The 25,237-nt window shown below is 73.7% G+C and carries 24 protein-coding genes; 11 read left to right on the top strand and 13 right to left on the bottom strand.

What is annotated here, in order from left to right; all coding sequences use genetic code 11:
- Positions 1-41: 41 nt before the first annotated feature.
- Positions 42-986 (top strand): pseudouridine-5'-phosphate glycosidase, encoded by a 945-nt coding sequence (locus OG373_RS28930; protein ID WP_405441241.1) that lies wholly within the window; start codon positions 42-44, stop codon positions 984-986.
- Entirely contained in the window at positions 983-1,882 is a 900-nt protein-coding gene (locus tag OG373_RS28925; RefSeq protein WP_405441240.1) for a carbohydrate kinase family protein, read from the top strand. Before OG373_RS28930 ends, OG373_RS28925 begins: the two co-directional genes overlap by 4 nt.
- A gap of 130 nt (positions 1,883-2,012) precedes the next feature.
- Here OG373_RS28925 and OG373_RS28920 read toward each other — a convergent pair whose 3' ends face one another.
- Positions 2,013-2,660: a uridine kinase gene (locus OG373_RS28920; protein WP_405441239.1), complete on the bottom strand. Its 648-nt coding sequence runs from the start codon at positions 2,658-2,660 to the stop codon at positions 2,013-2,015.
- A gap of 93 nt (positions 2,661-2,753) precedes the next feature.
- Here OG373_RS28920 and OG373_RS28915 point away from each other — a divergent pair, with 93 nt between their 5' ends.
- On the top strand, positions 2,754-4,199 hold the full coding sequence (locus OG373_RS28915; RefSeq protein WP_405441238.1) for a WGR domain-containing protein: 1,446 nt from the start codon (positions 2,754-2,756) through the stop codon (positions 4,197-4,199).
- A gap of 25 nt (positions 4,200-4,224) precedes the next feature.
- On the opposite strand, the gene OG373_RS28910 is transcribed toward OG373_RS28915, so the two are convergent.
- Positions 4,225-4,596 (bottom strand): cupin domain-containing protein, encoded by a 372-nt coding sequence (locus tag OG373_RS28910; protein ID WP_405441237.1) that lies wholly within the window; start codon positions 4,594-4,596, stop codon positions 4,225-4,227.
- A 139-nt stretch (positions 4,597-4,735) separates the two neighbouring features.
- Between OG373_RS28910 and OG373_RS28905 the strand changes: the two genes are divergently transcribed.
- On the top strand, positions 4,736-5,395 hold the full coding sequence (locus tag OG373_RS28905) for a DUF2293 domain-containing protein (RefSeq protein ID WP_405441236.1): 660 nt from the start codon (positions 4,736-4,738) through the stop codon (positions 5,393-5,395).
- Positions 5,396-5,700: 305 nt separating this feature from the next.
- Positions 5,701-6,768, top strand: coding sequence for a S1C family serine protease (locus OG373_RS28900; RefSeq protein ID WP_405441235.1), 1,068 nt, complete (start codon positions 5,701-5,703; stop codon positions 6,766-6,768).
- A 116-nt stretch (positions 6,769-6,884) separates the two neighbouring features.
- Here the strand turns inward: OG373_RS28900 and OG373_RS28895 are convergent, their stop codons facing one another.
- Entirely contained in the window at positions 6,885-7,532 is a 648-nt protein-coding gene (locus OG373_RS28895; protein ID WP_405444237.1) for a chaplin, read from the bottom strand.
- Here OG373_RS28895 and OG373_RS28890 point away from each other — a divergent pair.
- Both OG373_RS28890 and OG373_RS28885 read left to right on the top strand, forming a co-directional pair.
- Positions 7,449-7,664: a hypothetical protein gene (locus OG373_RS28890; protein ID WP_405444389.1), complete on the top strand. Its 216-nt coding sequence runs from the start codon at positions 7,449-7,451 to the stop codon at positions 7,662-7,664. The genes OG373_RS28895 and OG373_RS28890 overlap by 84 nt on opposite strands.
- A gap of 64 nt (positions 7,665-7,728) precedes the next feature.
- Positions 7,729-8,277, top strand: coding sequence for a hypothetical protein (locus OG373_RS28885; RefSeq protein ID WP_405441234.1), 549 nt, complete (start codon positions 7,729-7,731; stop codon positions 8,275-8,277).
- Here OG373_RS28885 and OG373_RS28880 read toward each other — a convergent pair.
- The 3 genes from OG373_RS28880 to OG373_RS28870 form a co-directional block, all read right to left on the bottom strand.
- Positions 8,258-9,463: an SWIM zinc finger family protein gene (locus OG373_RS28880; protein WP_405441233.1), complete on the bottom strand. Its 1,206-nt coding sequence runs from the start codon at positions 9,461-9,463 to the stop codon at positions 8,258-8,260. The two genes, OG373_RS28885 and OG373_RS28880, sit on opposite strands and share 20 nt — an antisense overlap.
- Positions 9,460-12,288, bottom strand: coding sequence for a DEAD/DEAH box helicase (locus tag OG373_RS28875; RefSeq protein WP_405441232.1), 2,829 nt, complete (start codon positions 12,286-12,288; stop codon positions 9,460-9,462). Before OG373_RS28875 ends, OG373_RS28880 begins: the two co-directional genes overlap by 4 nt.
- Positions 12,289-12,466: 178 nt before the next feature.
- Positions 12,467-13,777 carry a helix-turn-helix domain-containing protein gene (locus tag OG373_RS28870; RefSeq protein ID WP_405441231.1) on the bottom strand — a complete coding sequence of 437 codons (1,311 nt, stop codon included), beginning with the start codon at positions 13,775-13,777 and terminating at the stop codon, positions 12,467-12,469.
- Positions 13,778-13,993: 216 nt separating this feature from the next.
- Between OG373_RS28870 and OG373_RS28865 the strand changes: the two genes are divergently transcribed.
- Both OG373_RS28865 and OG373_RS28860 read left to right on the top strand, forming a co-directional pair.
- Entirely contained in the window at positions 13,994-14,611 is a 618-nt protein-coding gene (locus OG373_RS28865; protein WP_405441229.1) for a hypothetical protein, read from the top strand.
- A gap of 74 nt (positions 14,612-14,685) precedes the next feature.
- Positions 14,686-14,946 (top strand): DUF6343 family protein, encoded by a 261-nt coding sequence (locus OG373_RS28860; RefSeq protein WP_397735206.1) that lies wholly within the window; start codon positions 14,686-14,688, stop codon positions 14,944-14,946.
- Between the two features lies 1 nt (position 14,947).
- Here the strand turns inward: OG373_RS28860 and OG373_RS28855 are convergent, their stop codons facing one another.
- From OG373_RS28855 to rpsA, 4 genes are all read right to left on the bottom strand, one after another.
- The gene (locus tag OG373_RS28855; RefSeq protein WP_397735204.1) at positions 14,948-15,349 is read right to left on the bottom strand and encodes a tetratricopeptide repeat protein; all 402 of its coding nucleotides are present in this window, start codon (positions 15,347-15,349) and stop codon (positions 14,948-14,950) included.
- A gap of 66 nt (positions 15,350-15,415) precedes the next feature.
- On the bottom strand, positions 15,416-16,024 hold the full coding sequence (gene coaE, locus OG373_RS28850) for a dephospho-CoA kinase (RefSeq protein WP_405441228.1): 609 nt from the start codon (positions 16,022-16,024) through the stop codon (positions 15,416-15,418).
- A gap of 31 nt (positions 16,025-16,055) precedes the next feature.
- On the bottom strand, positions 16,056-16,994 hold the full coding sequence (locus tag OG373_RS28845) for a PAC2 family protein (RefSeq protein WP_405441226.1): 939 nt from the start codon (positions 16,992-16,994) through the stop codon (positions 16,056-16,058).
- Between the two features lie 264 nt (positions 16,995-17,258).
- A complete protein-coding gene (rpsA, locus tag OG373_RS28840; RefSeq protein WP_033222162.1) occupies positions 17,259-18,767 on the bottom strand; it encodes a 30S ribosomal protein S1 in 1,509 nt (502 codons plus the stop codon).
- Between the two features lie 353 nt (positions 18,768-19,120).
- Between rpsA and OG373_RS28835 the strand changes: the two genes are divergently transcribed.
- Both OG373_RS28835 and hrpB read left to right on the top strand, forming a co-directional pair.
- A complete protein-coding gene (locus OG373_RS28835) occupies positions 19,121-19,969 on the top strand; it encodes a class I SAM-dependent methyltransferase (protein ID WP_405441225.1) in 849 nt (282 codons plus the stop codon).
- A 1-nt stretch (position 19,970) separates the two neighbouring features.
- Entirely contained in the window at positions 19,971-22,526 is a 2,556-nt protein-coding gene (gene hrpB / locus OG373_RS28830) for an ATP-dependent helicase HrpB (RefSeq protein WP_405441223.1), read from the top strand.
- Here hrpB and OG373_RS28825 read toward each other — a convergent pair.
- The 3 genes from OG373_RS28825 to OG373_RS28815 form a co-directional block, all read right to left on the bottom strand.
- Positions 22,516-23,511: a DUF3068 domain-containing protein gene (locus tag OG373_RS28825; protein ID WP_405441221.1), complete on the bottom strand. Its 996-nt coding sequence runs from the start codon at positions 23,509-23,511 to the stop codon at positions 22,516-22,518. The genes hrpB and OG373_RS28825 overlap by 11 nt on opposite strands.
- Before the next feature lie 14 nt (positions 23,512-23,525).
- Positions 23,526-23,666, bottom strand: a complete 141-nt coding sequence (locus tag OG373_RS28820; RefSeq protein ID WP_106971437.1) for an SPW_0924 family protein — start codon at positions 23,664-23,666, stop codon at positions 23,526-23,528.
- 171 nt (positions 23,667-23,837) lie between these two features.
- A complete protein-coding gene (locus OG373_RS28815) occupies positions 23,838-25,100 on the bottom strand; it encodes a lytic murein transglycosylase (RefSeq protein ID WP_405441220.1) in 1,263 nt (420 codons plus the stop codon).
- Positions 25,101-25,237 lie beyond the last annotated feature (137 nt).

Raw genomic sequence — 25,237 nt, 5'->3', positions numbered from 1 at the left:
AGAGCGTTTGGAGGCGTCAATCCCGTGCCATGGATGGGGACATGTCACAGCACAGAGCAGATGCGCCCCTGGCCGGTGGACCGGTCCTGTCGGCGGAGGTACGCGAGGCACTCGCCCGGGGAAAGCCCGTGGTGGCCCTGGAGTCGACGATCATCGCGCACGGTCTGCCCCGCCCCCGCAACCTGACGGTGGGCCTCGAACTGGAGGCCCTGGTCCGCGCGGAGGGGGCGGTTCCGGCGACGGTCGCGGTCCTCGACGGGGTGCCGTACGCGGGCCTGGACAAGGAGCAGCTGGAGCGGATCGCGGCCGGCGACGGCGTGCGCAAGCTCGGTCACCGGGACCTGGCGCCCGCACTGGCGGCGGGGGCCACGGGGGCGACGACGGTGTCCGCGACTGCCTTCCTCGCCGCCCGGGCGGGCCTGCGGGTCTTCGCCACCGGCGGGCTGGGCGGAGTGCACCGGGAGTGGGCCCGGACGCAGGACGAGTCGGCGGACCTGTCGCTGCTGGCGCGGACGCGGATCACCGTGGTGTGCGCCGGGGTGAAGTCGATCCTGGACGTGCCGGGCACGCTGCAGCGGCTGGAGACGCTGGGAGTGGGGGTGCTCGGCTACGGGACCGACCGCTTCCCCGGGTTCTACCTGGCCGACTCCGGCGAGCCGGTGGACTGGACCGTGCACCGGCCCGAGGAGGTCGCGGCGGTGATGGCCGCCCAGGACGCCCTGGGCGGACCGGAGTCGGCGCTGCTGGTGGCCAATCCGGTGGCGCGCGAGGACCAGCTGGATCCGGAGCTGCACGACCGGGTCCTCGCGGAGGGGCTCGCCGAGTGCCGCGAGCGCGGGATCACGGGGCAGGCGGTGACACCGTTCCTGCTGGGGTTCCTGGTACGGGCGACGGACGGGGCCTCGCTGGAGGCGAACCTGGCGGCGGTGCGCGGCAACGTACGGCTGGGCGCCCGGATCGCGGGGGCCTGGGCGGCGCGGGCATGACCGGGCCGGGGGCGTTGCTCGTCGTCGGGGACGTGGTGACGGACGTGGTGGCCATACATCCGGAACCGCTGGCCCCGGCCACCGACACGACGGCCCGGATCCGGACCCTGCCGGGCGGCGCCGGGGCCAACGCGGCCTGCTGGGCGGCCCGTACGGGGACGGCGGAGGTACGCCTCCTGGCGCGGGTGGGCGTCGAATCGGCGCGCTGGCACGAGCGGGCGCTGGTGGACGCGGGGGTGCGGCCGCGCCTGGTGATCGACTCGCAGGAGCCCACCGGGACGGTGGTCGCCCTGGTCGGCAAGGACGCGGAGCGGACGTTCCTGACCGACAGCGGGGCCTCGCTGCGGCTGTGCCCCGCCGACTGGGCCCCGTCCCTGCTGGACGGGGCGGCCCATCTCCATCTGTCCGGTTATCTGTTCTTCGCCGACAGCAGCCGGGAGCTGGCCATGGTCGCGCTACGGGCGGCCCGCACCCGGGGCGTACCGGTGAGCGTGGATCCCGCCTCGGCCGGGTTCCTGGCCGCCCTGGGGCCGCAGCGATTCCTGGACGCCGTGGCGGGGGCGGGCGTACTGCTGCCGAACGAGGACGAGGCCCGGCTGCTGGCCGGGCTGCCGGAGCCGACGGGGGCGGCGCGGGCGGCGGTGGCGCTCAGCCGCCGGGTGCCGCTGGTGGTGGTGACCCGGGGCGCGGCCGGGGCGCTGATCGCCGAACACGGCCGGATCACCGCCGAGGTCGAGGCGGAGCCGGCCGAAGCGGTGGACTCCACGGGCGCCGGGGACGCGTTCACCGGGGGCTTCCTCGCGGCCCGGCTGGAGGGCGCGGACCCGGCGGAGGCGGCCCGCGCCGGGTGCCGGGCGGCGGCGCTGGCGGTGACCCGGGTGGGCGGCCGGCCGTAGGAACGTACCCGGCCCCGGCCGGCCCCGCCCCGGCGCCGATCGAGGTGCGGCGCCGGGGCGGCGCCCGGCGGACGGGGGAAGGTCGGGGCGGGGCGGAGCTCCGCGCGGCGCAACCGCCATCCGGCCGGGGTCAGCCGGAGCCGATACCGGTCCAGGCGGGATGGCGGGGGTCGTCGGCCCGGACCACCGCGTCGGCGGCGGACGCCGGGTCGGTGTCGGCCTCGTAGCGCGCGAAGGCGGGGAGCGTCCAGCGCGCCGACTCCTCGGTGCGGCGGGCCAGGGCGCCCGTGGAGAGCCGGATGTGGACGCTCAGGTCGAAGGGGAACCAGTGGCCCAGCAGCAGCGGGCCGTGCACGAGCAGCACGCCGCCGGACGGGAGTTCGACGTAGGGGCTGCGGGTCGCCCGGTCGGTCACCGGGTCCCAGAGGTCCGGCAGCACCCGCCCGGTGCCACCGGGGTCGGTCGGGCCGAACACCTCCCGCCAGAGCGCGGCCGTGTCGTACCAGCCGCCGAGGTAGGAATCCACGTCCTCGCGGCCGAACTCGAAGCGGAGGGAGGCCGGCCGCAGGAAGCCGTCGGCCGGTACCACCAGGGACGGGCGCCCGCGCAGGCGCAGCGCGTCGGCGAGTCGACCGGCGAGCACGCCGGTCTGGGCGGCGGGGGCTCCGTCAATGCCCACCCGCTGCCAACTGCCCTGCTCGGGGGCGTTGTCGGGGTCGTCGAGGTGACCGGCGAGCCGCTCGGCCATCCGCTGCCATGTGATCGCTTCCCACTGCACCGGCCCATTGTCAGTGGTGGGCCTTAGCGTTTTTCACGAGGGATCACCGGCCGGAAGGAAGTTGGTGGCCCTGCCTTCGGGGAGAGGTTTGTCATGGCTCGGGAGACGACGTATCTGGAGCTGTCGCAGGACGACGGCGCGGCGCACAAGTTCTACGAGGTGACCGTGGACGGCACGGCCGTGTCCGTGCGGTACGGGCGCATCGGCGCGGACGGCCAGCTGCAGAGCTCCTCGTTCCCGACCGTGGAGAAGGCCCGGGCGGCCGCCGCGAAGAAGATCGGCGAGAAGGTGCGCAAGGGGTACGCCCCCGCCGTGCAGGGACAGCGCGCCGCCCGCGCGGTGACCCGCCGCCAGGTGGCCTCGGCCCCGTCGACGGCGCGTGCGGTGGCTCCGGTGCTGTGGCGTTTCCGCACGGGCTCGTCGGCCTTCGGCATCCACGTGGACGAGGACCGCTGCTGGGTGGGCAACCAGGCGGGCGACGTCTACACGCTGAGCCACGGCGGTGAGGTGCTGGCCCGCTATTCGCTGCCGGACGGGGTGAAGTGCCTGGTGGCGGACGAGTTCTGGATATACGCGGGCTGTGACGACGGCACGGTGTACGACCTGTCGTCGAAGGTTCCCTTCGGGGCCTATGCGATCGCGGCGGACGTGGACATCTACTGGCTCGACATCCACGAGGGCGTGCTGAACGTCTCCGACGCGAACGGCGGCCTGACCGTCATCGACCACGAGGACGAGCACCAGTGGTCGCGGAAGTCCGCCGGCAACGGCGCGTGGATGGTCCGGGCGGACGAGCGGGCGGTCTTCCACGGGCACAGCGGCGGCGTGACGGCCTACGCGGCCGACGGAACCGGGCAGTTGTGGCACACCAAGACCCCCGGCGGGGTGCTGTTCGGCTGGCAGGAGGACCACGCGGTGTACGCGGGCACGGTCCGCAACACCGTGCAGCGGCTGTCGAAGGCGACGGGGGCGGTGGAGGCCTCCTACGCGTGCGACGCGGCGGTGTACTCGTGCGCGACCTCGCCCGACGGACGGCACGTCTTCGCAGGCGACTCCTCCTCCTCGGTCTACTGCTTCGATGCCGACGGCCGGCGGCTGTGGAAGCTGGGAACGGGCGGCGGGTCGGCGCTTTCCATGCAGTACCTGGACGGCCGGCTGTACCTGGTCACCACGGACGGGTCGCTGGTCTGCGTGGATGCGACCGAGCAGGCGATCGCGGCGGCGCAGCAGGGCTCGGTGCCCGCGCCCATGGACGTGAAGTCGGCGGCGGCGCTGCCGGTGTTCACCCCGGCCGCATCCGCCTCGGCGGTGGCGACGGTGTCCATGGCGGCGGCCCCGGCGGGCGGCGTGGTGGTCGAGTGTGTCCAACAGGGCGGCCGGATGCGGGTCCAGGTGGTCTCCGGCGGCTTCGAACCCTCGTGGAACGTGCAGTTCCCGCGCGGGATACGCGAGGCGGGCGCCCGGTACGTGGTGGACGGGCTGCACGCTGCCTCCGGCGGCTTCTACCGGGTCCGCGGGGAAATACGCCGCCTGGTGTGAGCGGGGGCGGCCGGCCCGGCCGGGTTCAGGGGGTGTGCTGCCCGCAGACCGCCGGGGTGACACCGGGCGGGGCCGGGGTGGCGATCGCGAACGGGGTCCCCACCGGGAGCGCGGGGGTCACGTGGAGCACGACCGGCTCGGTGCCGAGGTTGTGGCCCAGGTGTATGTGGTGGATGCCGGCCGGTTCCACGAAGGTGGTCCCGGCCGTGTGCACCTCGACGGTGCGGTCGTGCAGGACCCGGGTCAGGGTGCCCGCCAGGACCACCGCGTCCAGCCGGACCCGGTGGAAGTGCCAGCCGGTGCAGCCGCCCGGTGGTATGACTATCTTTCTGCCAGTCGGGAGTGTGGCGAGGCACGTCCCACCCGGCCGCTCCGCCATCGCCTGCCGCCCACCCATGTGCCCTCCTCGGCCGGACCTTCTCCGGTCCACCGCTCCACGGTAAAAGGGCCACGCAGCGCCCAGGAACAGTCGGCGAAACATCAACATGCCTTCTCCACCAGGTGATATGAGGGTCATACAGCGGTATCACACCATCATGAGCCTGGTGGTTTTTGAGTCGCTGAAGCAGATCCACTGCGCCGACTGCCGGCAGGGCCCGCTCCGGCGCCTCGTCCGCGAGTCCGGTGTCCCGCGCTGCCTGGACTGTACGGATCTCGGCCATCTCGTCTATCTGCCGCGGGGGGACACGGCACTCACCCGCCGTTCCCGCGAGGGAAGTTCGCTCTGCGCCGTCGTCGTCCGCTTCGACAAACGCCGCCACCGGTACGAGCGGCTGGGCCTCCTCGTCGAGGAGGCCGCACTGGCCCGTGCGGAGCGCGCCTGCCTCGCGGACTCCGAGGCCCGGGCTCGCCGCCGGGAGCGCGACCGGCGGCGCCGGGCGGCCGAGGACATCCGGTTCACGGCGGCGTTCGCCGCCGAGATAGTGCGGCTGTTCCCCGGATGTCCGGCCGACCGCGCGGTGGCGATCGCCACGCACGCCTCGGTACGCGGCAGCGGCCGGGTGGGCCGGACCGCGGCCGGCCGCGCCCTGGACGAACTGGCGGTCTCAGTGGCGGTGCGCGCGGCGGTGCGGCACACCGACACCGAGTACGACTCCTTGCTGATGGCGGGCGTCCCCCGCTTCGCGGCCCGCGCCCGGCTGGCCGCGCAGATCGACGCCATCCTGGACGGCTGGCGCACGCCGCCCCGGGCCTAGGCCGTCTCTTCCGGATCTTGTCGGCCGAGTCCGCGGCGTCCGGTGCCGTGCCCGGCAAGGCGGAGGTGCGCCCGTGTACTGGACGTACTCGGGCGCCCCGACAACACGGCCGGGTGCGGTGCCGGGCGTCGCGGGCCCGGCAAGATCCGGAAGAGACGGCCTAGGCCGTGGCCCCCCATAAGTCCTCGCCAGGACACCCGGGGGCCGCGGAGCTACGGTGAAAAGAGAGGCGATGGGTGGGTGAGTCGGCGCCGAAAAGAGATCTGCCACAGGGGGACGACCACCTGCCCGGAAGGAGGTCCTCGGTGAGCGCGCACGTCAGTCTTTTCGCGGCGTCGGCCCTGCTGATCTCGACGTGCGGGGCCACGGGGGCAACGGGGGACGAACCCTCTCCGGGAAACCGGGAGCAGGCCAAGGCGGCTGTTGTCCAGGTGATGAACAACTCCGGCGCCGGTAGCGGATTTGTTTACGATGCGGGCAGCGGTCTGATCGCTACCACCGCGACTGTCGTTGCGGGGAACGGCGGCCTGGAAGTGATCTCAGAGGGCAAGCTTCCGATCTCCGCTCAACTGCTGGGAAGCGACCTCTGCCAGGATCTGGCCGTGCTCAAGGTAAAACCTCCACCGACGGGCATGAAGAGCTTGCAGTTCGGGGACAGCGATCCGCTGTCCAACGGTGACGTCGTCGTTTCCCTCGGCTACCCGGACGCAGGCGACCTCAAGGCGAATGCCGTTGCCGTTTCCGGGGCGGCGTACGAGCCCGTCGGTGACGTCACCAACCTGTCGAACCCCGACTACCCCTCCTTGATTCACCATTCTGTTCAGATGAAGAACGGAACCCTCGGAGGGCCCGTATTGAACGAGGCCGGCGAAGTGGTCGGCATCAACACGGGGGGAGCAGTAAAGGAAAAGTCGCTGGGGGAAGAGCGCGTTGCGGCGGAGGCAATCAGCAGCAACCACGCCCGGTCCGTGCTTCCCGCTCTGGCTGCCGGATCGATGAAGAACGATCCCGGATGGTGGCTCGGCGCCGTGTCGGATCCAGGCCTCGCCGTGCGGTTTGCGACCGCCGGGATCGACAAGACCTCATTGCAGAAGACTCAGAAGCGCCTTCAGAACGCCGGAACTGACGGCCTCTTCGTTTTCGACGTCCGCAACGGTTCTGCGGCCCAGAAGGCCAAGATCCAGCAGGGCGCCGTGATCACCGCGGTGAACGGGGAGACCGTGTCCTCGTTCCCGGAGCTGTGCGACGTCCTCGAACCCGCGGAACCCGGCGCCAAGCTGAGCGTCGAAGGGATCCATTCAGGAGCCGGCAGGGACAGCGGCCACCGGTTCGGTGACCCGTGGACCGCCGACGTGGTGCTGGCAGGCCGGTAGAGCAACGGAGCGCTGCCGCTCCGTCCGTTCCGGCCACCCGGCCCACACCCTGCCCCTCGTCCGTCGGGACGAGCCCGTGTGGGCCGCGATTCCGCTGCCGCGTGCGTCCTACGGCCTCAGTTGAGGCGGAAGCGGCGGTAGAGGAGGGCTCCGCCCAGGAGGAGCGCACCGCCGCTCGGCAGCAGGTAGCCGACGCCGTCGGACCCGGTGTGGGCGAGGGCCTCGTGCTGCGGGGCCTCGGGCGGGGTGACCCGTGTGACCGGCGCAGTCGGAACAGCCGGGACGACCGGGACGACCGGGGTCACCGGCTGTTCCACGACGGGCGGCTGGACGGGCTTGCCGCCCGTGGGCACCTCGCCGTTGACGGACGTGTTGCCGAGCGAGGGGTTGCCGATGCCGACCACATTGACCGAGTTACCGCTGACGTTCAGCGGGAGGTCGATCGGGAGCTGGAGCCCGTTGCCGGACAGCACTCCCGGCGAATCCTTTCCGCCTCCCTCGGCGCTCGCCCCTCCGCCGTTCCCACTGCCTGGTTTCGCCGAATCCGCGGCCCTCGTCCCGGAATGGCCGCCACCACCCCCGGGTGCCTCGTTGCTACAGCGGTTCCCGGCGGACGGGTTGAACAGACCCACCACGTTCACCGTGTTCCCGCACGCGTTCACCGGCACGTTCACGGGCAGTTGGACGAGATTTCCGGACAGCAGCCCCGGCGAGCGCTCGGCCCGGCCGCCCGCGTCCGCGTCGGCATGGGCGAATCCGCCCACACCCGCGACCGCCAGTCCGCCTCCCGCAACCACCGCCGCGATCAAGCCATTCCGACGACTGTGACGCATCAGTTTTCCTGCCTTCCGGAGAAGTTCGCGGGTAATTTCCCCGCACCGGAAACAACGCTCTGACCCCATTCGGGTTATAGAGACGGTAGGCATTTCACTCAATCGTGTACTGGGTACTGGGTACTTCATGACTGATCGCCCGCTGCTCCTCCTCGACGTGGACGGCCCCCTCAACCCGTTCCGCTCCCCCCTCGCCGGCCTGCGCGGATACCGGAGCCACCGGATGTGGCCGGACGTCTGGCTCTCCTACCGCGACCCGGAGTCCCGCCGCGCCCGGCGCGGCGCGCGGGTCCGCCTCCACCCCTCCCACGGCGCCCGCCTGCTGGCCCTGCCCTTCGAACTCACCTGGGCCACTGCCTGGACGCACCAGGCCAACACGATGATCTCCCCGCACATCGGGCTGCCGGGCGACCTGTCGGTCGTCGAGTGGCCCGAACTGTTCGCCAAGGACCCCGACGGCCTCTCGTGGAAAACCCGCCACCTGCGCGACTGGGCGGCCGGTCGCCCCTTCGCCTGGGTCGACGACATGATCACCGCCCGCGACCGCGCCTGGGTCGCCGAGCACCATCGGGCCCCGGCCCTCCTGCTGCGCGTCCACCCGCGCCACGGGCTGCGCGACCGCGATTTCACCGCCCTGACCCGCTGGGCCGAGGGCGTCAGCCCAGCAGCGCGCTGACCGGGTCCGCGGACGGGCGGCCCGTCGGCCACCAGTCCTGGTCGCCGAGGCGGTCCGCGTAGCAGTACCAGAGGCCGTCGCGGCCGAGGCGGAGCTGGCGGGTGTGGACCGTCAGGCGGTTGCGGTCGGGGCGGAAGGAGCCCTGGCCCGCGGCGAGCAGGGCGGGCCGGGCCCGGTCGAAGGGGCCGGCCGGCGGGTCCCAGGGCTCTTCGAGTGCGGCGAGCGCGGCACGGCCGCCCTGGCGCCAGGCCGCCGCGGCCCGGGCGAGGTCGGTGGTGCTGCGGCCGGTGGCCCGGGCCAGGTCCCGGTACAGGGTGCGTGCGGCGCCCGTCAGCCCCGCCGTGGGGTGCGCGGAGGCCAGCCGGACGGAGTCCTGCCAGAGGGTGAGCCCGGCGATCGGGTCCTCGCCGGTGGTCAGCAGCGCGAGGGCGCGGGCGGCCGCATCGGAGGCGAGCTGGTCGAGCGCCAGCGGGTCCGGGGCCGCCGGGTCGGCCGGGTAGGCCGGCGGCAGGCCCACGGCGGCGGGCGCGGGCAGGGGAGCGGGCAGCAGCGGCAGACCGGTGCGGGCCAGCGCCGCCCGGGCCGGGACGCCGGGGAAACCGGGCGCCGCGTCGGGCTGTTCGCGCGCGGCGTGGGCGGCGTTGCGGCGGGTGAGCTCGTCGAGGAGCTCCCGCTCCCCGCGGCCGCGCAGGAGCAGCAGGACGAACGGGTCCTCGTCCAGGAGGCGGGCCGCCCGGTAGCAGAGGGCCGCCGCGTGCTTGCACGGCGGACGCCCGAAGTCCGGGCAGGAGCAGTGCGGGACGAGCTCGCCCCCGCCGGGCAGCACGGCCCCCGCGAGCGACTGCGGCACCTCCCGCTCCAGCAGCGAGGCGAGCGCGGCGGGGTCGGCCGCGACCGACTCCAGCAGTTCGTTCCACTCCGGGTCCGCGAAGGCGGGCAGGGTCAGCTCGGTGCGGTACGGGCGGGGCCGGCTGCCCCGGACGTACGCCACGATCCGCCCCGGGGTGACGGTGACCGCGTCGACGTGCCCTTCCTCGGCGTACGTACGCCCCCGGCCCAGGCGGGCGGTGTCGCGGGAGACCTCCTCCAGCGCCGACACCCAGGCCCGGCCCCACCAGCTGACCGCCTCGGCCCCGGCGGGCACGGTCTCGAAGGTGCGGCGGCGGTCGTCCCGCGCGATGATCATCCGGGCCTCCGCAGGGACACGAGGTCGGCCAGCTCGCGGTCGGTCAGCTCGGTCAGCGCCGACTCCCCGGAGCCCAGGACGGCGTCGGCCAGGGCCCGCTTCGCCTCCAGCATCTCGGCGATGCGGTCCTCGACGGTGCCCTCGGCGATGATCCGGTGGACCTGGACGGGCTGGGTCTGGCCGATGCGGTAGGCGCGGTCGGTGGCCTGTTCCTCGACGGCCGGGTTCCACCAGCGGTCGAAGTGGATGACGTGCCCGGCCCGGGTGAGGTTCAGCCCGGTGCCCGCCGCCTTCAGGGACAGCAGGAACACGGGGACCTCGCCCGCCTGGAAGCGGTCGACCAGCTCCTCCCGGCGCGGCACCGGCGTCCCGCCGTGGAGCAGCTGCGAAGCGATCCCGCGGGCCTGCAGGTGCCGTTCGATCAGGCGGGCCATCGTCACGTACTGGGTGAAGACCAGCACCGAGCCGCCCTCGGCCAGGATCGTGTCCAGCAGCTCGTCCAGCAGGGCGAGTTTGCCCGAGCGGTGCGGGATGCGGGGCTGCTCCTCCTTCAGGTACTGGGCGGGGTGGTTGCAGATCTGCTTGAGGGAGGCCAGCAGCTTCATGATCATGCCGCGCCGCTCCATGCCCTCGCTCGACTCGATCACGGCCATCGCCTCGTCCACCGCGGCCCGGTAGAGCGAGGCCTGCTCCCGGGTGAGGGAGACCGGGTGGTCGGTCTCGGTCTTCGGCGGCAGCTCGGGCGCGATCCCCGGATCGGACTTCTTGCGCCGCAGCAGGAACGGCCGGACGAGCGCGGACAGCCGGGCGACCGCCGCCTCATTGCCGCCGTCCTCCTCCTGCTGGTGCTCCACGGGGCGGGCATGGCGGGCCCGGAACGCGGTCAGCGGACCCAGCAGCCCCGGCGTGGTCCAGTCGAGCAGCGCCCACAGCTCGGAGAGGTTGTTCTCCACCGGGGTGCCGGTCAGCGCCACCCGGGCCGGCGCCGGCACCGTGCGCAGCGCCTTCGCGGTCGCCGAATGCGGGTTCTTGACGTGCTGCGCCTCATCGGCGACGACCATGCCCCAGCTCTGTTCGGCGAGCAGCGCGGCGCTGGCGCGCATCGTCCCGTACGTGGTGAGTACGAACCCGCCCGCGCAGGACGTCAGGTCCTCGATGCTGCGGCTGCCGCCGTGGAAGCGGCGCACGGGCGTGCCGGGGGCGAACTTCTCGATCTCCCGCTGCCAGTTGCCGAGGAGGGACGCGGGGCACACGACGAGCGTCGGCTCCGGCCGGTCCCGGTGCAGGTGCAGCGCGATCAGCGTGACGGTCTTGCCGAGGCCCATGTCGTCCGCGAGGCAGCCGCCGAGGCCGAGGGAGGTCATCAGGTCCAGCCAGGCCAGGCCGCGCGCCTGGTAGTCGCGCAGGGTGGCCTTGAGGGCCGCGGGCTGCGGCAGCGGAGCCTGCTCCCCCGTCAGCCGGTCCCGCAGGGCGGCCAGCGCCCCCACCGGCACCGCCTCGACGGGCGCGCCGTCGACCTCGGCCGTCCCCGTCAGTACGGTGGCCAGCGCGTCCACCGGGTCCAGCACGCCCAGCTCCCGCTTGCGCGCCTTGCGCACCAGCTCCGGATCGACCCGCACCCACTGGTCCCGCAGCCGGACGACGGGCCGGTGCGCCTGGGCGAGCGCGTCCATCTCCCCGGGGGTGAGCCGGTCTCCGCCCAGCGCCAGCTCCCAGGAGAAGGCGAAGAGGTGCTCGGCGTCGAAGAAGGCGGTCCCGTCGGTCGCGGACCCGGGCGCGGTGGACCGTACGACGGCGGTCGCCGACAGCGTACGGGCCAGCTCGCGCGGCCAGTGGACCAGGACCCCGGTGGCCGCCAGCCGGCTCGCGGCCACCCCGAGCAGGTCCTCCAGCTCCGGGTCGGACAGGGCGAGGGCATCGGGCACGGGCTGGTCCAGCAGGCGCAGCAGCGGCGGCCAGACCCGGGCGGCCCGGCGCAGCGCGAGCACGGCGTCGATCCGGGCGCGCGGCCCGAAGCCGGCCGCCGCGGTGCCCGCCCACAGCTGCCCGGCATCGGTGACCAGGGTCGGATCGGCGAGGCTGTGGACCTGGACGACGGCGGCCCCGGCCCGCCGGGTGTCGGCTTCCTCGGCCGCGTCGAAGAGGCGGAAGGAGGAGAGGTCGAGCCGGAGCGAGATCCCGACGCCGGTGTCGGCGCCGACCGCGACCTGCGCGGCCCAGTCCTGTATCCCGGGGACCCGCTGCGGCTCCCGCGCGGCGAACGGCCGCCCGGCGGCCACGGCGGCGGCCGGGGTGCGGGGCAGGCTGTCGGCGACGGCGTCGAGGAACGCGCGGACCAGCGCCTCCGGTTCGGGCAGTTGGAGCGGGCGGCGGCCGGCCAGGGGGGTCGCGTACCCCTCGTGCGGCAGCGCGGCGGCGACCGCGCGGAGATGGTCGATGTCGGCGGCGTCGAGCGGCCCGGCCCGCCAGGCGTCGACGCCCTCGGGGGTGAGCCCGGGGAGGAGCCGGCCACGGGCGGCGAGGGTGAGCGCCTGCCGGGCGGCGGTGCCCCAGGCGCGGGTGGCGGGATGCGCGGCGGGGCTGCGGGGTGCCTGCGCGAGCAGGGGCAGGGCGGCGGCGACGGTGAAGGTCACCGCGGGCACGGTCCGGCTGCGGACCCCGTCGCCGTGCGGGCGTACGACGGTGAGCGGCCCGGGCTCGCCCGCCTCGGGCAGGGCGTCCCCGTCGGGCGCCCAGAAGGTGATCCGCCCTTCCCGGGGGACGGCTGCGGGCAGGAAGACGGCGGCGTGCCGCAGCAGTGCGGCGGCCTGCGGCTGCGTGCCCATCGCTGTCCCCCTCCCCGTCGATGCCTGTCGGTGCCCGTCGGTGCCTGTCGGTGCTAGTCGGTGCTTGTCGGTGCCTGTCGGTGCTAGTCGGTGCTTGTCGGTGCTTGGGTGCCTGACCGCGTGCTGCTGTTCCGACGAGTCTAGGCGTGGCCACCGACAACGCCCTCTGACCTGCGGTTCAGCGGGCCCAGCGGCCCTGCTCCAGCGCGTACCCGTAGACCGGCCGGCCGGTCGCGGCGCTCGTGCGCAGCGGCCGCCCGTCGTCGTCGATGCGCAGGGTGCCCGACCCGGACGGGCCGGTCCACCGGAGGTCGAGGGACCAGTCGCAGTCGCATCCCGTGGTGGCCGCCTCCACCCGCAGGACGACCGGCTCGGCGGCGGAGACGCGCAGGGGGAGGACGGGAGCCGGCAGCGAACTGCCGCCGTCGTTCCCGGCGACGGGCCGGGCCAGGGGGCGCGGCGCGTCCAGGTTGACGGCGAACACGGCCGGGGTGAGCCCGCCGCCGCAGCCCTGCGACATCTGGTAGACGTTCCAGGCCGGCGGCTTGCGGCGGGCGGACACCCGTACTTCCAGGTCCTCCAGGACCACGGCGCCCGGCCCCGTGCCGTGCAGGGTGACCTCCACGATCTGCGACCCGGCGTGCACGGCACGCTGCGCCGACGCCCAGGCGGGCGCGTCCGCCTCCACGGGCGGCGGGGCCACGGCGCCGGGACCGCGCTCGGCCAGGTAGGCGTGGTCGCATCCCGCGGTCCACACGTGCGAGCGGACCGCCGCCTTGAGGGGCGCGACCGGGGCCCGGCCCGGGGTCGAGGCCGGCGGTGACGCGGGCGGCGGGGTGTCGGCCGGGCCGGACCCCGGATCCGATGACCCGCTCGGCCCGGCGGACCCGGCGGACGCCGACCCGGCCGGTGGCGTCGGCTCCGGTGCACCGGGCGCCGCCGGTACCGACGCGGCGGGCGGGGTCGCACCCGTACCCGTCCCCGTACTCCCACCCGCACGCGGCGCGCGGGACTCGGGACCGGCCGCCGCCAGCAACGCCACGGCCACCGCCCCGGCCGTCACCCCCACGGCGGCGACCACGGCCGCCCGCCGCCGGTACCGGTCCCGCCGGGCCACCGGCCCCGGCGCCCCGACGACAACGGGCTCGGCCTCGGGCACTGACTCGGGCTCGGACTCGGACCGAAGCGCAGGCCCCGGCCCCGGCTCCGGCTCCGGCTCCGGCTCCGGCTCCGGGACCACCCCCGCCCGCCGCCGCGCGTCCGCCAGCAGCCATGCCCGGTGCAGGTCCACCGCCTCCCCGTGCGATGCCCCGCACGCCCGGGCGAAGCGGTCCACCACGGCGAACTCCGCCGGCAGCGCCTCCCCGTTGCAGTACCGGTGCAGCGTCGACGTACTCGTGTGCAGCCGGCGCGCCAGGACTCCGTAACTGAGCCCGGCACGCTCCTTCAGCTCCCTCATCAGCCGCGCGAAATTCTCGGCCTCGCTCACGCTCTCCCCCGTTCCGCGTCCCGCGACAGCGTTCCATGCATGAGGTGTTCCCCCAGGTGGCAGCACGTACGGCCGTTCCAGCGTCCCGGATTCGCCCCAATCCGTCGCCCGCCGCGCCGTCCGGGGAACAGGCTCGTCAGGCACACCGCACCGCACTGCACTGCACTGCACCGCACCGCACTGCACTGCACTCGACGCTCACGGGGAGTACCGACCATGTTCCGACGTACCGACACCGCCGCGACGCTCGCCACCGCGCTCGTCGCGGCGGCCGCCGCGCTCGTCCTGACCGCCTCCACCTCGGCCGCGGCCGCCACCGCTCCCGGCTTCCTGGCCGGCGCCGACCTCCCGCCGCACCCCACCTCGCCCTGGTACGCGGGCGCGGTCACCAAGGGGCTGCCCGAGAGCCCGCCGTTCTGCCTGGACGGCGTACTGCCGGCCGCGGGCAGCTGGCACCGCGCCTTCGGCACCGAGTACGACACCGGCGCCGTGCAGGTCTCCGTACGGTCCGCCTCGCCCGCCGCGGCGGCCAAGCTGGCCGGCACCCTGGAGCGCAAGGTCGCGGCCTGCGCCGCCGACTGGCTGCGGACGACCCCGGGCGGCATCGCCTCCTGGCAGGACTACGGCACGCTCGCCGTCGAGGAGGGCGCGCACGTCTACGGGGTCCACACGTCGATCCCCGAGTCCGAGCCGGGCGTGCACCTGTTCGGGATCGGGCGCGACGGTTCCACCGTGACCGTCGTGCAGTGGGGTCAGATGGGCGACCTGTCCCACGCTCCGGTCGCCGACTTCAGGAAGACGACCACGAAGGCCGTGAACAAGCTGAACCCGTAGCCCGGCCCGGTCCGCGGCTCGGGCCGCCGCCACCGCCGGCCGGAGTGGGACCATGGACGGGAGAGGCGATGTCCATGCGTTCCGGAAACGAACCGGTGACCGCGCGCAGTCCGTTGCGGCTGCGGTTCTGGCTGGGTGTCTGGGGGCTGGTCTGGGCCGCCGCCGGCACGGCCGTGTTCTCGCTGGTGGGCCGCCCGGGATGGGCGGCCGCCTGCGGGGTGCTGGCGGTGATCGTGGCCGTGGACCTGTTCATGATCGTGCGCCATATGCGCCAGGGGCCGCACTACCAGCCGGGCCCGGACGTCCCTCCGTACGAGCCGCCCGGGAGCCGGTGAGTCAGGCGGAGTCGCCCGCGGCCGGGTCCTCGAAGCGGGCCGCCGCCAGGTACTCGGGCTGCGGGTCGAGGGCCGCCGCCAGGCGGAAGTGCTTGCGGGCCTGCTCCGGCCGGCCCGAGCGCTGGAACGTCCGGGCCAGCGCGAAGTGGGCGAAGGCATTGTCCGGCTCCCGCTCCAGCACCAGCTCGAACTCGAGCTCCGCCGGACGCAGTTGCGCCGCGGCGAAGAAGGCCCGGGCGCGCAGCAGCCGGGCCGCCGTGTTCTCCGGGTGCGCGGCTATGACCGAGTCGAGCAGCTTGACCGCACCGCGAGGGTCCCGGGCGGCGAGCAGGTGCTCGGCGGCCCGGAAGTCGATGACGTGGGTTTCCGGGCTGGACGGGGTGGGGCGCGTGGTCTCGGACACGGTCGAAATCCTTCCCTCTACGGGCGCGTTCAACGCCCCCGCCCCACCCGCTATTCCATGCACACGTCAGACCGCCCCGCCGGACGCCCGCTCCACGAGCTCTTCCCACACCTTGCGCACCTGCGGTTCCAGCGCCTCCAGCGGCCCGTCGTTGTCGATCACGAGGGTCGCCACCGCGAGCCGCTCCTCCCGCGTGGCCTGCGCGGCCATCCGGGCCCGCGCCTCCTCCTCGGCCATCCCGCGCAGCGCGGTCAGCCGCGTCAGCTGAGTCTGCTGGGCCGCGTCGACGACGACGACGAGGTCGTAGAGCGGCGCCAGGCCGTTCTCCGCGAGCAGCGGTACGTCGTGCACCACGATCGCGCCGGCCCCCGCGGCGGCCTCCAGCTCGGCCGACCGGGCCCCCACCAGGGGGTGCACGATCGAGTTCAGCGTCCGGAGCTTCGCCGGGTCCGCGAACACGATGGACCCCAGCTTCGGCCGGTCCAGCGTGCCCTCCGCGGTCAGCACCGACTCCCCGAAGGCCGCCACGACGGCCGCGAGTCCCGGCGTGCCGGGCTCCACGACCTCTCGTGCGATCCGATCGGCGTCGACGACGATCGCCCCGTACCCCGCCAGCAGTCGCGAGACCTCGCTCTTGCCGGCACCGATTCCGCCCGTCAGGCCTACTTTCAGCATGCCCCGCAGCATAGGCGGCCCCGCCCGTACGTCAGTTCTCGCCCTCGCGCTCCGCGAGGAAGCGCTCGAACTCGCGGCCGAGCTCGTCCGCCGACGGCAGCTCCGCCGGCTCGGCGATCATGTTGCCCCGGGTCTCTGCCCCGGCGGCCGCGTCGTACTGGTGCTCCAGCCCCTGCACCAGGCTGACCAGCTCCTCGTCGCCCTCGCGGATCTGCCGGTCGATCTCCGTCTGCGTGCGGTGCGCCTCGGTGCGCAGCGCGTGCGCCACGGCCGGCAGCACCAGCCCGGTCGCCGCCGTGATCGCCTCCAGCACCGTCAGCGCGGCGTCCGGGTACGGGGAACGCGCCACGTAGTGCGGTACGTGGGCGGCGACGCCCAGGACCTCGTGCCCGGCCTGGGCCAGGCGGAACTCCACCAGGGACTCCGCGCTGCCCGGCACCTGCGCCTCGTCGAAGGGGCTGCGGTGGCCCGGCATGAGGTCGGTCCGGTTGCCGTGCGGGGTGATGCCCACGGGACGGGTGTGCGGGACGCCCATCGGGATGCCGTGGAAGTTGACGGAGAGCCGGACGCCGAGGCGCTCGACGATCTGCCGGACGGCAACGGAGAAGCGCTCCCACTCCACGTCCGGCTCCGGGCCGGACAGCAGCAGGAAGGGGGCTCCGGTGGCGTCCTGGACGAGCCGGACCTCCAGCCGCGGCTCCTCGAACTCCGTCCAGTGGTCGCGCTGGAAGGTCAGCAGCGGGCGCCGGGCCCGGTAGTCCACCAGCCGGTCGGCGTCGAACCGGGCGACCACCTGGTGGGGCAGGGTGTCCAGCAGCCGCTCGACGATCTGCTCCCCGGCCTCACCCGCGTCGATGTACCCCTCGAAGTGGTACAGCATGACCAGCCCGGCCGAGTCCTGGGCGACTGCCAGGTCGGCCACCGCCAGGCCCTTGGCATCCCATTCGTACAAACCCTGTGGATCAAGCACCGTCACCACTCCTCCTCGCCTCGTTCTCAGCCAAGAACGTTCAAGGTGGCGCCGCCATTCCCCAGTTGGCCGCATTCACAGGAACGCAACGGATCAACGCAACACATCGACGCCTTGGATCGACGCCATGGCTCGACGCCGCGGGTCGAGGGAGGACCACCGCCGGGCGCGGGAACGCGGTAAGGCCCGCCCCCCGAAGGGGACGGGCCTTACCGTTCACTGCAGTTCAGCTCGGCTCACACCGGAGTGTGATGTGCGCTGCGATCAGCTCTGGCCGCCGGCCAGCTTCTCGCGGAGCGCGGCCAGGGCCTCGTCCGACGCCAGGGCGCCGGAGGTCTCGTCCGACTCCGAGGAGTACGAACCACCCGAGATGCCCGCACCGGCGTTGCCACCGGCGGCCGGGGCGGCAGCGCCCTCGGCAGCAGCGGCCTCGTCGGCCTCGCGGCTCTTGATGACCTGAGCCTGGTGCTGCTCGAAGCGCTGCTGCGCCTCGGCGTACTGGGTCTCCCAGGCCTCGCGCTGCTTGTCGAAGCCCTCGAGCCAGTCGTTGGTCTCGGGGTCGAAGCCCTCGGGGTAGATGTAGTTGCCCTGGTCGTCGTAGGACGCGGCCATGCCGTACAGGGTCGGGTCGAACTCGACCGACGCCGGGTCGGCACCGAAGGACTCGTTGGCCTGCTTCAGCGACAGCGAGATCCGGCGACGCTCAAGGTCGATGTCGATGACCTTGACGAAGATCTCGTCGTTGACCTGGACGACCTGCTCCGGGATCTCCACGTGGCGCTCGGCCAGCTCGGAGATGTGGACCAGGCCCTCGATGCCCTCGTCCACGCGGACGAACGCACCGAACGGAACCAGCTTGGTGACCTTACCCGGGACGACCTGACCGATCTGGTGGGTCCGGGCGAACTGCTGCCACGGGTCCTCCTGCGTCGCCTTCAGCGACAGGGAGACACGCTCGCGGTCCATGTCGACGTCGAGGACCTCGACGGTGACTTCCTGACCGACCTCGACAACCTCGGACGGGTGGTCGATGTGCTTCCAGGACAGCTCGGAGACGTGGACGAGACCGTCGACGCCACCCAGGTCCACGAAGGCACCGAAGTTGACGATCGAGGAGACGACGCCGGAGCGGACCTGACCCTTCTGCAGGGTGGTGAGGAACGTCTGGCGAACCTCGGACTGGGTCTGCTCGAGCCAGGCGCGGCGGGACAGGACCACGTTGTTGCGGTTCTTGTCCAGCTCGATGATCTTCGCCTCGAGCTCCTTGCCCACGTAGGGCTGGAGGTCGCGGACGCGACGCATCTCGACGAGAGAGGCCGGCAGGAAGCCACGGAGGCCGATGTCCAGGATGAGACCACCCTTGACGACCTCGATGACGGTACCGGTGACGATGCCGTCTTCTTCCTTGATCTTCTCGATGGTGCCCCAGGCACGCTCGTACTGAGCGCGCTTCTTCGAGAGGATCAGGCGGCCTTCCTTGTCCTCCTTCTGGAGAACCAGGGCCTCGATCTCGTCGCCGACCTTGACGACCTCGTTCGGGTCGACGTCGTGCTTGATCGAGAGCTCGCGGCTGGGGATCACGCCTTCGGTCTTGTAACCGATGTCGAGGAGAACCTCGTCCCGGTCAACCTTGACGATGACGCCGTCGACGATGTCGCCATCGTTGAAGTACTTGATCGTCTCGTCGATCGCCGCGAGGAACGCGTCCGCGTCGCCGATGTCGTTGACCGCAACCTGCGGAGTGGTGGCGGTGGTCTCGGTGCTGCTCGTCATGTGGGAAAGGGCTCCGGTTACGGACAGAAAGTCGTAGGTACTGCTACGCCGGGAGCCCTTATCGGCATCCACCGAAGACCGGACAGCCAAGGAGGCCCCCAATCCGCAGAAGAGCGGCGGGGCCTCGAGAACCGAGGGGACATCAACAGATGCAAGCGCAGCCTGCTAGGTCTGAGGAGCACAGGCTCGCAGCGCAACTTGTAGCATACGGGGGCAGCCGGACAGGGTCAATGCGCGAAGGCGCACACCCCGGGCAGATCGCCTCAAGACCGGCACAATTTATGGGCGGGAAGCACTTCCTGACGCTTCCTGCCACATTCAGAAGACATTCGCAGACTACGACGACGGGCCCCATGAACCAAGAGGACTACGCCTCCGAAGACGCGTACACGGTCGATCCGGGCTCCGGGGAGGACGCCGAGGCCACCCGGCGTGACGCTGGGGAAGCGGAGAGCAGCCGGGCGAGCCGGAGCTGGTGGGACCGCAACGCCGACGAGTACCAGAGCGACCACGGCGCGTTCCTCGGCGACGACCGCTTCGTCTGGGGACCCGAGGGGCTGGACGAGGCGCAGGCGGCCCTCCTCGGCCCCGCCGCGTCCCTCAGGGACAAGGACGTCCTGGAGATCGGCGCCGGCGCCGCCCAGTGCGCCCGCTGGCTGGCCGCCCAGGGCGCCCGCCCCGTGGCCCTCGACCTCTCCCACCGCCAGCTCCAGCACGCCCTGCGTATCGGCGAGGACGTCCCGCTCGTCGAGGCCGACGCCGGACGCCTCCCCTTCCGCGCCGGCTCCTTCGACCTGGCCTGCTCCTCCTACGGCGCCGTCCCCTTCGTCGCCGACCCCGTCAGCGTCATGCGCGAGGTGCACCGCGTCCTGCGGCCCGGCGGCCGCTGGGTCTTCTCCGTCACCCACCCGATCCGGTGGGCCTTCCCGGACGAGCCCGGCCCCGAGGGGCTGTCCGTCGCCGCCTCCTACTTCGACCGCACCCCCTACGTGGAACAGGACGAGCGGGGCCGCGCCCTCTATGTGGAGCACCACCGCACGATCGGGGACCGGGTCCGCGACGTGGTGGCGGGCGGCTTCCGACTGCTCGACCTGGTCGAGCCCGAGTGGCCCGAGTGGAACAGCCAGGAGTGGGGTGGCTGGTCCCCGCTGCGCGGCAACCTGATCCCGGGCACCGCGATCTTCGTCTGCGAGCGCGACTGACGTGATCCGGACCGCCGCCCTCGACTCCCTGCCCGTACGGGAGGCCGTGCCCGCGCTCGTCTCGGCGCTGGACGGCCACGGCACGGCGGTGCTTTGCGCCCCGCCCGGCACCGGCAAGACCACCCTGGTCCCGCTGGTGCTGGCCGGGCTGGTGGACGGCGGCCCGCGGCGCCGGGTGGTCGTCGCGGAGCCCCGGCGGATCGCCGCCCGGGCCGCCGCGCGGCGGATGGCCTGGCTGCTGGGCGAGCAGGTCGGCGGCGCGGTGGGCTTCACCGTGCGCGGCGAACGGGTGGCCGGCCCGGACACCGTGGTGGAGGTGGTGACCACCGGAGTGCTGCTCCAGCGCCTCCAGCGCGACCAGGAACTGACCGGGGTCGACGTCGTGGTCCTGGACGAGTGCCACGAGCGCCACCTGGACGCCGACACGGTCGCCGCCTTCCTCCTCGACGTACGGGAGACCCTGCGCCCGGAGCTGCGGCTGGTGGCGGCCTCGGCGACCACGGACTCCGCCGGCTGGGCGCGCGTACTCGGCCGGGGCAGCCCCGGCGGCGCGCCGGTGGTGGAGGCCGCGGGGGTCTCGTACCCGGTGGAGACGGTCTGGGCGCCGCCGGCCGGGCCGGTGCGGCCCCCGCACGGGATGCGGGTGGATCCGCCGCAGCTGACGCACGTGGCCTCGGTGGTGCGGCGGGCTCTGACGGAACGCACCGGCGACGTGCTGTGCTTCCTGCCCGGCGTCGGCGAGATCGCCCGGGTCGCCGGGCAGCTGGCCGGGGTGGACGCCGAGGTGCTCCAGATCCACGGCCGGGCCCCGGCGGCGGTCCAGGACGCGGTGCTCTCCGTCGCCGGCCACCGCAGGGTGATCCTGTCCACCGCCGTGGCGGAGTCGAGCCTGACCGTCCCCGGGGTGCGCGTGGTGGTGGACTCCGGGCTGGCCCGCGAGCCCCGCATGGACCACGCCCGGGGGCTGGGCGCGCTCGCGACCGTACGGGCGTCCCGCGCGGCCGGACGCCAGCGCGCGGGCCGGGCCGGGCGTGAGGCGCCGGGCACGGTGTACCGCTGCTGGGCCGAGGCGGAGGACGGCCGCCTGGCCGCGTTCCCCTCGCCGGAGATCCGGATCGCCGATCTGGCGCAGTTCGCCCTGCAGGCCGCCTGCTGGGGCGACCCGGACGCGACCGGGCTGGCCCTGCCGGACGCACCGCCGGCCGGGGCGATGGCCGCGGCGCGGGAGGTGCTGGTGGCCGTCGGCGCGGTGTCCCCGGCCGGTGGGGTCACCGCGCGCGGGCAGCGGATGGCCCGGCTCGGGCTGCACCCGCGGCTGGCCCGCGCCCTGCTGGACGGCTCCGCCGCGCTCGGTGCCCGCCGGGCGGCGGAGGTGGTGGCCCTGATCGGCGAGGAGCCGCCGCGGGAGTACGGGGACGACCTGGCCGGCGCCTGGCGGCGGGCCCGCGCGGGCGGCGACGCGTACGCCGCCCGCTGGCGCGCGGAGGTCCGCCGCCTGGAGCGTGCCGTGCGGGACCCCGCGGGGGCTCCGCCCCCGGACCCCCGCGCCCCGATCGCCGGCGGGGCCGGGATTGCCGACGACGGCGCCGCAGGGTTGATCGCCGCCCTCGCGTTCCCCGAGCGGGTCGCGAAGAGCAAGGGCTCGGGGGCCTTCCTGATGGCCGGCGGCACCGCGGCCGAGGTCGGCGACGGCTCGCCGCTGCGCAGCGCGCCCTGGCTGGCCGTCGCGGTCGCCGACCGGGCCCCGCATGCGGCCTCCGCACGGGTCCGGCTGGCCGCGGTCATCGACGAGGACACCGCCCGCACCGCCGCCGCGCACCTGCTCACCGCGGGCGAAGAGGTCCACTGGGAGGACGGCGACCTCGTCGCCCGCGCCGCCGAGCGCCTCGGGGCGATCGAGCTGGCCGTACGTCCGCTGCGCACCCCCGGCCCGGCGCTCGTCCGGTCCGCCCTCCTCGACGGGCTGCGCGCCGAGGGGCTCGGCCTGCTGCGCTGGTCCCCGGACGCGCTGACGCTCCGGGCCCGCCTCGGGTTCCTGCACCGGACGCTCGGCGGTGCGTGGCCCGACGTGGCCGACGACCGGGCCCTGCTGGAGCGCGCCGACGACTGGCTGGAGCCCGAGCTGTCCCGGGCCCGGCGGCGCGCCGACCTCGCCCGGATCGACGCCGGTCAGGCCCTGAACCGGCTGCTGCCGTGGGCCACCGGGGAGGCGGCCCGACTGGACGAGCTGGCTCCGGAGCGCCTGGAGGTGCCCAGTGGCTCCCGGATCCGGCTGGACTACTCCGCCGAGCACGGCCAGCCGGTTCTCGCGGTGAAACTGCAGGAGCTGTTCGGGTTGGCGCAGACTCCGCGGGTGGCGGGCGTACCGGTGCTGGTGCACCTGCTGTCGCCCGCGGGCCGGCCCGCCGCCGTGACCGCCGACCTCGCCTCCTTCTGGCAGGGCGGCTACCGGGCCGTCCGCGCGGAGCTGCGCGGCCGCTACCCCAAGCACCCCTGGCCGGAGGACCCGGCCACGGCCGAGCCCACCCGGCACACCAACGCCCGCCTCAGACGCTGACCTCCGCCTGCGCCTTCGCCACCCGCTCGGCCCGGCCGCGGCGGCTGCGGGCCTCCAGCCACAGCGCCACCGCGAGCAGGACGAGCCCACCCGTGGCCAGCCCGATGGGGGCGTAGGTGTGGAGCGCGAGGACCTTCGTCCGGTTCGCCCTGACGAGGTCGACCGTGTAGTCGGAGTAGTCCTCGCGCATCGTGACGTGCCCGGCGAAGGCGGTGAGCCTGCCGTCGGGACCGCCCGCGGCGATGCCGCCGCGCATCTCCTGCTGGATGTCCTGCTCGGCGTTGACGGGCGCCCCGGTCACCGGGTCGACCCAGAACTTCGCCTTGACCGTGTACCAGAGGGTGGTTCCGGTGGCCGCCTCGATCGTCGACGGGTCGATGCCCTCGATCGGCATCTTCTTGGGCATGGCGACCTTGGTCCACGGGACGGTCTGCTCGAAGTAGTAGACGTCCATGCCCTTGAACGTGCGCGGTCCGACGTAGTGGATGGGCGAGGAGGTACGGGTCTGCGCGTCGAAGTAGAGGTAGTCGCGCGGCTCGGTGAAGAAGGGCCACTTGAACTCGATGCCCTCGCGCTTGACGGGGTCCCCGTCGACCATCTCCCCGGTGGCGTGGACCGGGTCCTGGGTGTGCGCGTCGAAGATGTAGCGCTCGGGGATCTGGGAGACCATCTTGCCGTCCGGGCCGATGATGTAGGACAGCGTGTCCCAGACGACGACGTCCTTGCCGGCGCTCGCCTCGATCTCCTCGGACGCTTCGACGTTGCCCTTGAGGGTCTGGACGATGGTGACCTTGTCGACCTTCTTCGGCTGCATGCCGCCGGTGTAGTCGAGGAGCGTCGCGTCCTTCGCCTCCAGGACCATCTCCTGGTACTGGTTCGGCGGGATCTTGGCGAGGCGGGGGTACGCGTACCAGCGCAGCAGCGGCGCGAGGGCTGCGCAGAACACGGCAAGGGCCAGCAGGACAAGGCTCGCTCTGCGTCGCACGGCCGGGCCCTCCTCTACTTTCCGGGCGCGGGGGGCGCGGTGGTGAGCAGCGGCTTGGGTGAGGTCTCGCCCTCGGGCACCCCGAATGCCGTGATGGCGAACACGAGGGCCAGCGCGGCCGCGAGGCCGATGACGGCGGCGACGAATGCGCGCATGCCGGGCTCCGAAATCTGATGAGGCGTCAGAGAGGGGGGCACCGTAGCAATGCGGAGGCGAGATGAGAACGTCCCGGGCGGCGTGAACGCCGTGAAGCCACCCGCCGCGGTGGCGGGTGGCTTCACGGGTGGTGCGGGTGCCTGCCTGTCAGATGGCGTGGCCGGGACCGGTCAGCGGGCGGAGCCGGACGTCGAGGGCTGCGCCGACGGGGTCGGGGACGGCGTACGGGCCGGCTTCGGGGTGGCCGTGGGCGCCGGAGTACGGGTCGGCGATGCCGAGGGCGTGGGCACGGGAGCCGGCGTCCGGGTCGGGGTGGGGCTCGGCGTAGGTGTCGGCGTCGGCGTCGGCGTAGGTGTCGGCGTAGGTGTCGGGTCCGGCGTGGGAGTCGGCGTCGGCTTCGGCTTCGGGTCCGGCGTGGGAGTCGGGGTGGGCGTGGGTGTGGGTGTGGGCTTCGGGTCCGGCGTCGGAGTCGGCGTCGTCGGACTCGGACTCGGGGGTGGCGTCGAGGACGGGGGCGGCGTCGGCGTCGGACTCGGCTTCGGCGGGGCGGGCTTCGGGCCCGCGCCCGTGCCGGCCCGGTCCGGGATCTCGTGCGTGCCCTTCAGGTAGTACGCGAACCAGGACCGCACCGTCCGCAGGTACTCCGTGGACCGGTTGTACGACAGCACGGCCCGGTCCAGGTCCGCGTCCGCCCTCAGGTCCCGGGTCCCCGCGCACAGGTAACGGGCGGCCGCGAGGGCCGCGTCGTGCACGTTGTTCGGGTTGCGCCGGCCGTCACCGTCCGCGTCCTGGCCCCACGCCGCCCATGTGGAGGGGATGAACTGCATCGGCCCGACCGCCCGGTCGTAGCGGGAGTCCCCGTCGTAGGCCCCGCCGTCCGTGTCCGAGATGTTCGCGAAGCCGTTGCCGTCGAGCACGGGCCCCAGGATCGGCCGCAGTGTCGTCCCGCCCGCGTCGACCTGGCCGCCGCGCGCCTGCCCGGACTCCACCTTGCCGATCGCCGCGAGGAGTTGCCAGCGCAGTCCGCAGCCGGGGTCGCTCTGCCCGACCTTCTTCTCCGCGCCCAGGTACGCCGCCAGCACGCTCGCCGGTATCCCCTGCGCCCCTTCCGCGGGCCCCGTCACGGCCGACGCCGGCGCGGCCCGCGACCCCGTCGGTGCCTGCGGCGCCGCCGACGGCCCCTCTTCCGGCAGCAGCACGCCCGGCGGCTGCGGGCTCACCAGCGGCGGGAGTTCGGTGAAGTAGGCCGAGTCGCCGCCCGCCGTGTCCGCGGCCGGCGACGGCTGTGCGCCGCCCTCCCCGGCGGCGGAGAGCCGCTCTCCGCTCCCGCCCGCCGGGCCCTGGGACGCGGTCACCGCGGCGATCACCAGAGCGGAGACCAGGGCGGCTGTCGTACCCCTGCGCAGTCTGCGTCCGATTATTCGAGCCGACATGAGCCGGACCCCTCCCCCTCGACGTCCGCGTGACCCTACGTCAACTCACTGCACACAGCACGCAAGGTCGCCCGGAATTCACCACATCCCCACGTCCCGAGGCAGGTCACGCATACTGTCTGGACCCTTCGGGAGCA

This window comes from Streptomyces avidinii (assembly GCF_045161815.1).
Taxonomy (GTDB): Bacteria; Actinomycetota; Actinomycetes; order Streptomycetales; family Streptomycetaceae; genus Streptomyces; species Streptomyces avidinii.
The sequence above is the reverse complement of the archived record's forward strand: the minus strand, read 5'-3'. Positions and strand labels throughout refer to the sequence as shown.

Bases quoted from the DNA above. Each gene is read 5' to 3' on its own strand.
- OG373_RS28910 (WP_405441237.1), bottom strand. From the start codon at position 4,596: ATGGGTGGGCGGCAGGCGATGGCGGAGCGGCCGGGTGGGACGTGCCTC.
- OG373_RS28835 (WP_405441225.1), top strand. From the start codon at position 19,121: ATGAACCAAGAGGACTACGCCTCCGAAGACGCGTACACGGTCGATCCG.
- OG373_RS28820 (WP_106971437.1), bottom strand. From the start codon at position 23,666: ATGCGCGCATTCGTCGCCGCCGTCATCGGCCTCGCGGCCGCGCTGGCC.
- OG373_RS28875 (WP_405441232.1), bottom strand. From the start codon at position 12,288: ATGGGCACGCAGCCGCAGGCCGCCGCACTGCTGCGGCACGCCGCCGTC.
- OG373_RS28815 (WP_405441220.1), bottom strand. From the start codon at position 25,100: ATGTCGGCTCGAATAATCGGACGCAGACTGCGCAGGGGTACGACAGCC.
- OG373_RS28880 (WP_405441233.1), bottom strand. From the start codon at position 9,463: ATGATCATCGCGCGGGACGACCGCCGCCGCACCTTCGAGACCGTGCCC.
- OG373_RS28925 (WP_405441240.1), top strand. From the start codon at position 983: ATGACCGGGCCGGGGGCGTTGCTCGTCGTCGGGGACGTGGTGACGGAC.
- OG373_RS28865 (WP_405441229.1), top strand. From the start codon at position 13,994: ATGTTCCGACGTACCGACACCGCCGCGACGCTCGCCACCGCGCTCGTC.
- OG373_RS28885 (WP_405441234.1), top strand. From the start codon at position 7,729: ATGACTGATCGCCCGCTGCTCCTCCTCGACGTGGACGGCCCCCTCAAC.
- rpsA (WP_033222162.1), bottom strand. From the start codon at position 18,767: ATGACGAGCAGCACCGAGACCACCGCCACCACTCCGCAGGTTGCGGTC.
- OG373_RS28905 (WP_405441236.1), top strand. From the start codon at position 4,736: ATGAGCCTGGTGGTTTTTGAGTCGCTGAAGCAGATCCACTGCGCCGAC.
- coaE (WP_405441228.1), bottom strand. From the start codon at position 16,024: ATGCTGAAAGTAGGCCTGACGGGCGGAATCGGTGCCGGCAAGAGCGAG.
- OG373_RS28860 (WP_397735206.1), top strand. From the start codon at position 14,686: ATGCGTTCCGGAAACGAACCGGTGACCGCGCGCAGTCCGTTGCGGCTG.
- OG373_RS28930 (WP_405441241.1), top strand. From the start codon at position 42: ATGTCACAGCACAGAGCAGATGCGCCCCTGGCCGGTGGACCGGTCCTG.
- OG373_RS28915 (WP_405441238.1), top strand. From the start codon at position 2,754: ATGGCTCGGGAGACGACGTATCTGGAGCTGTCGCAGGACGACGGCGCG.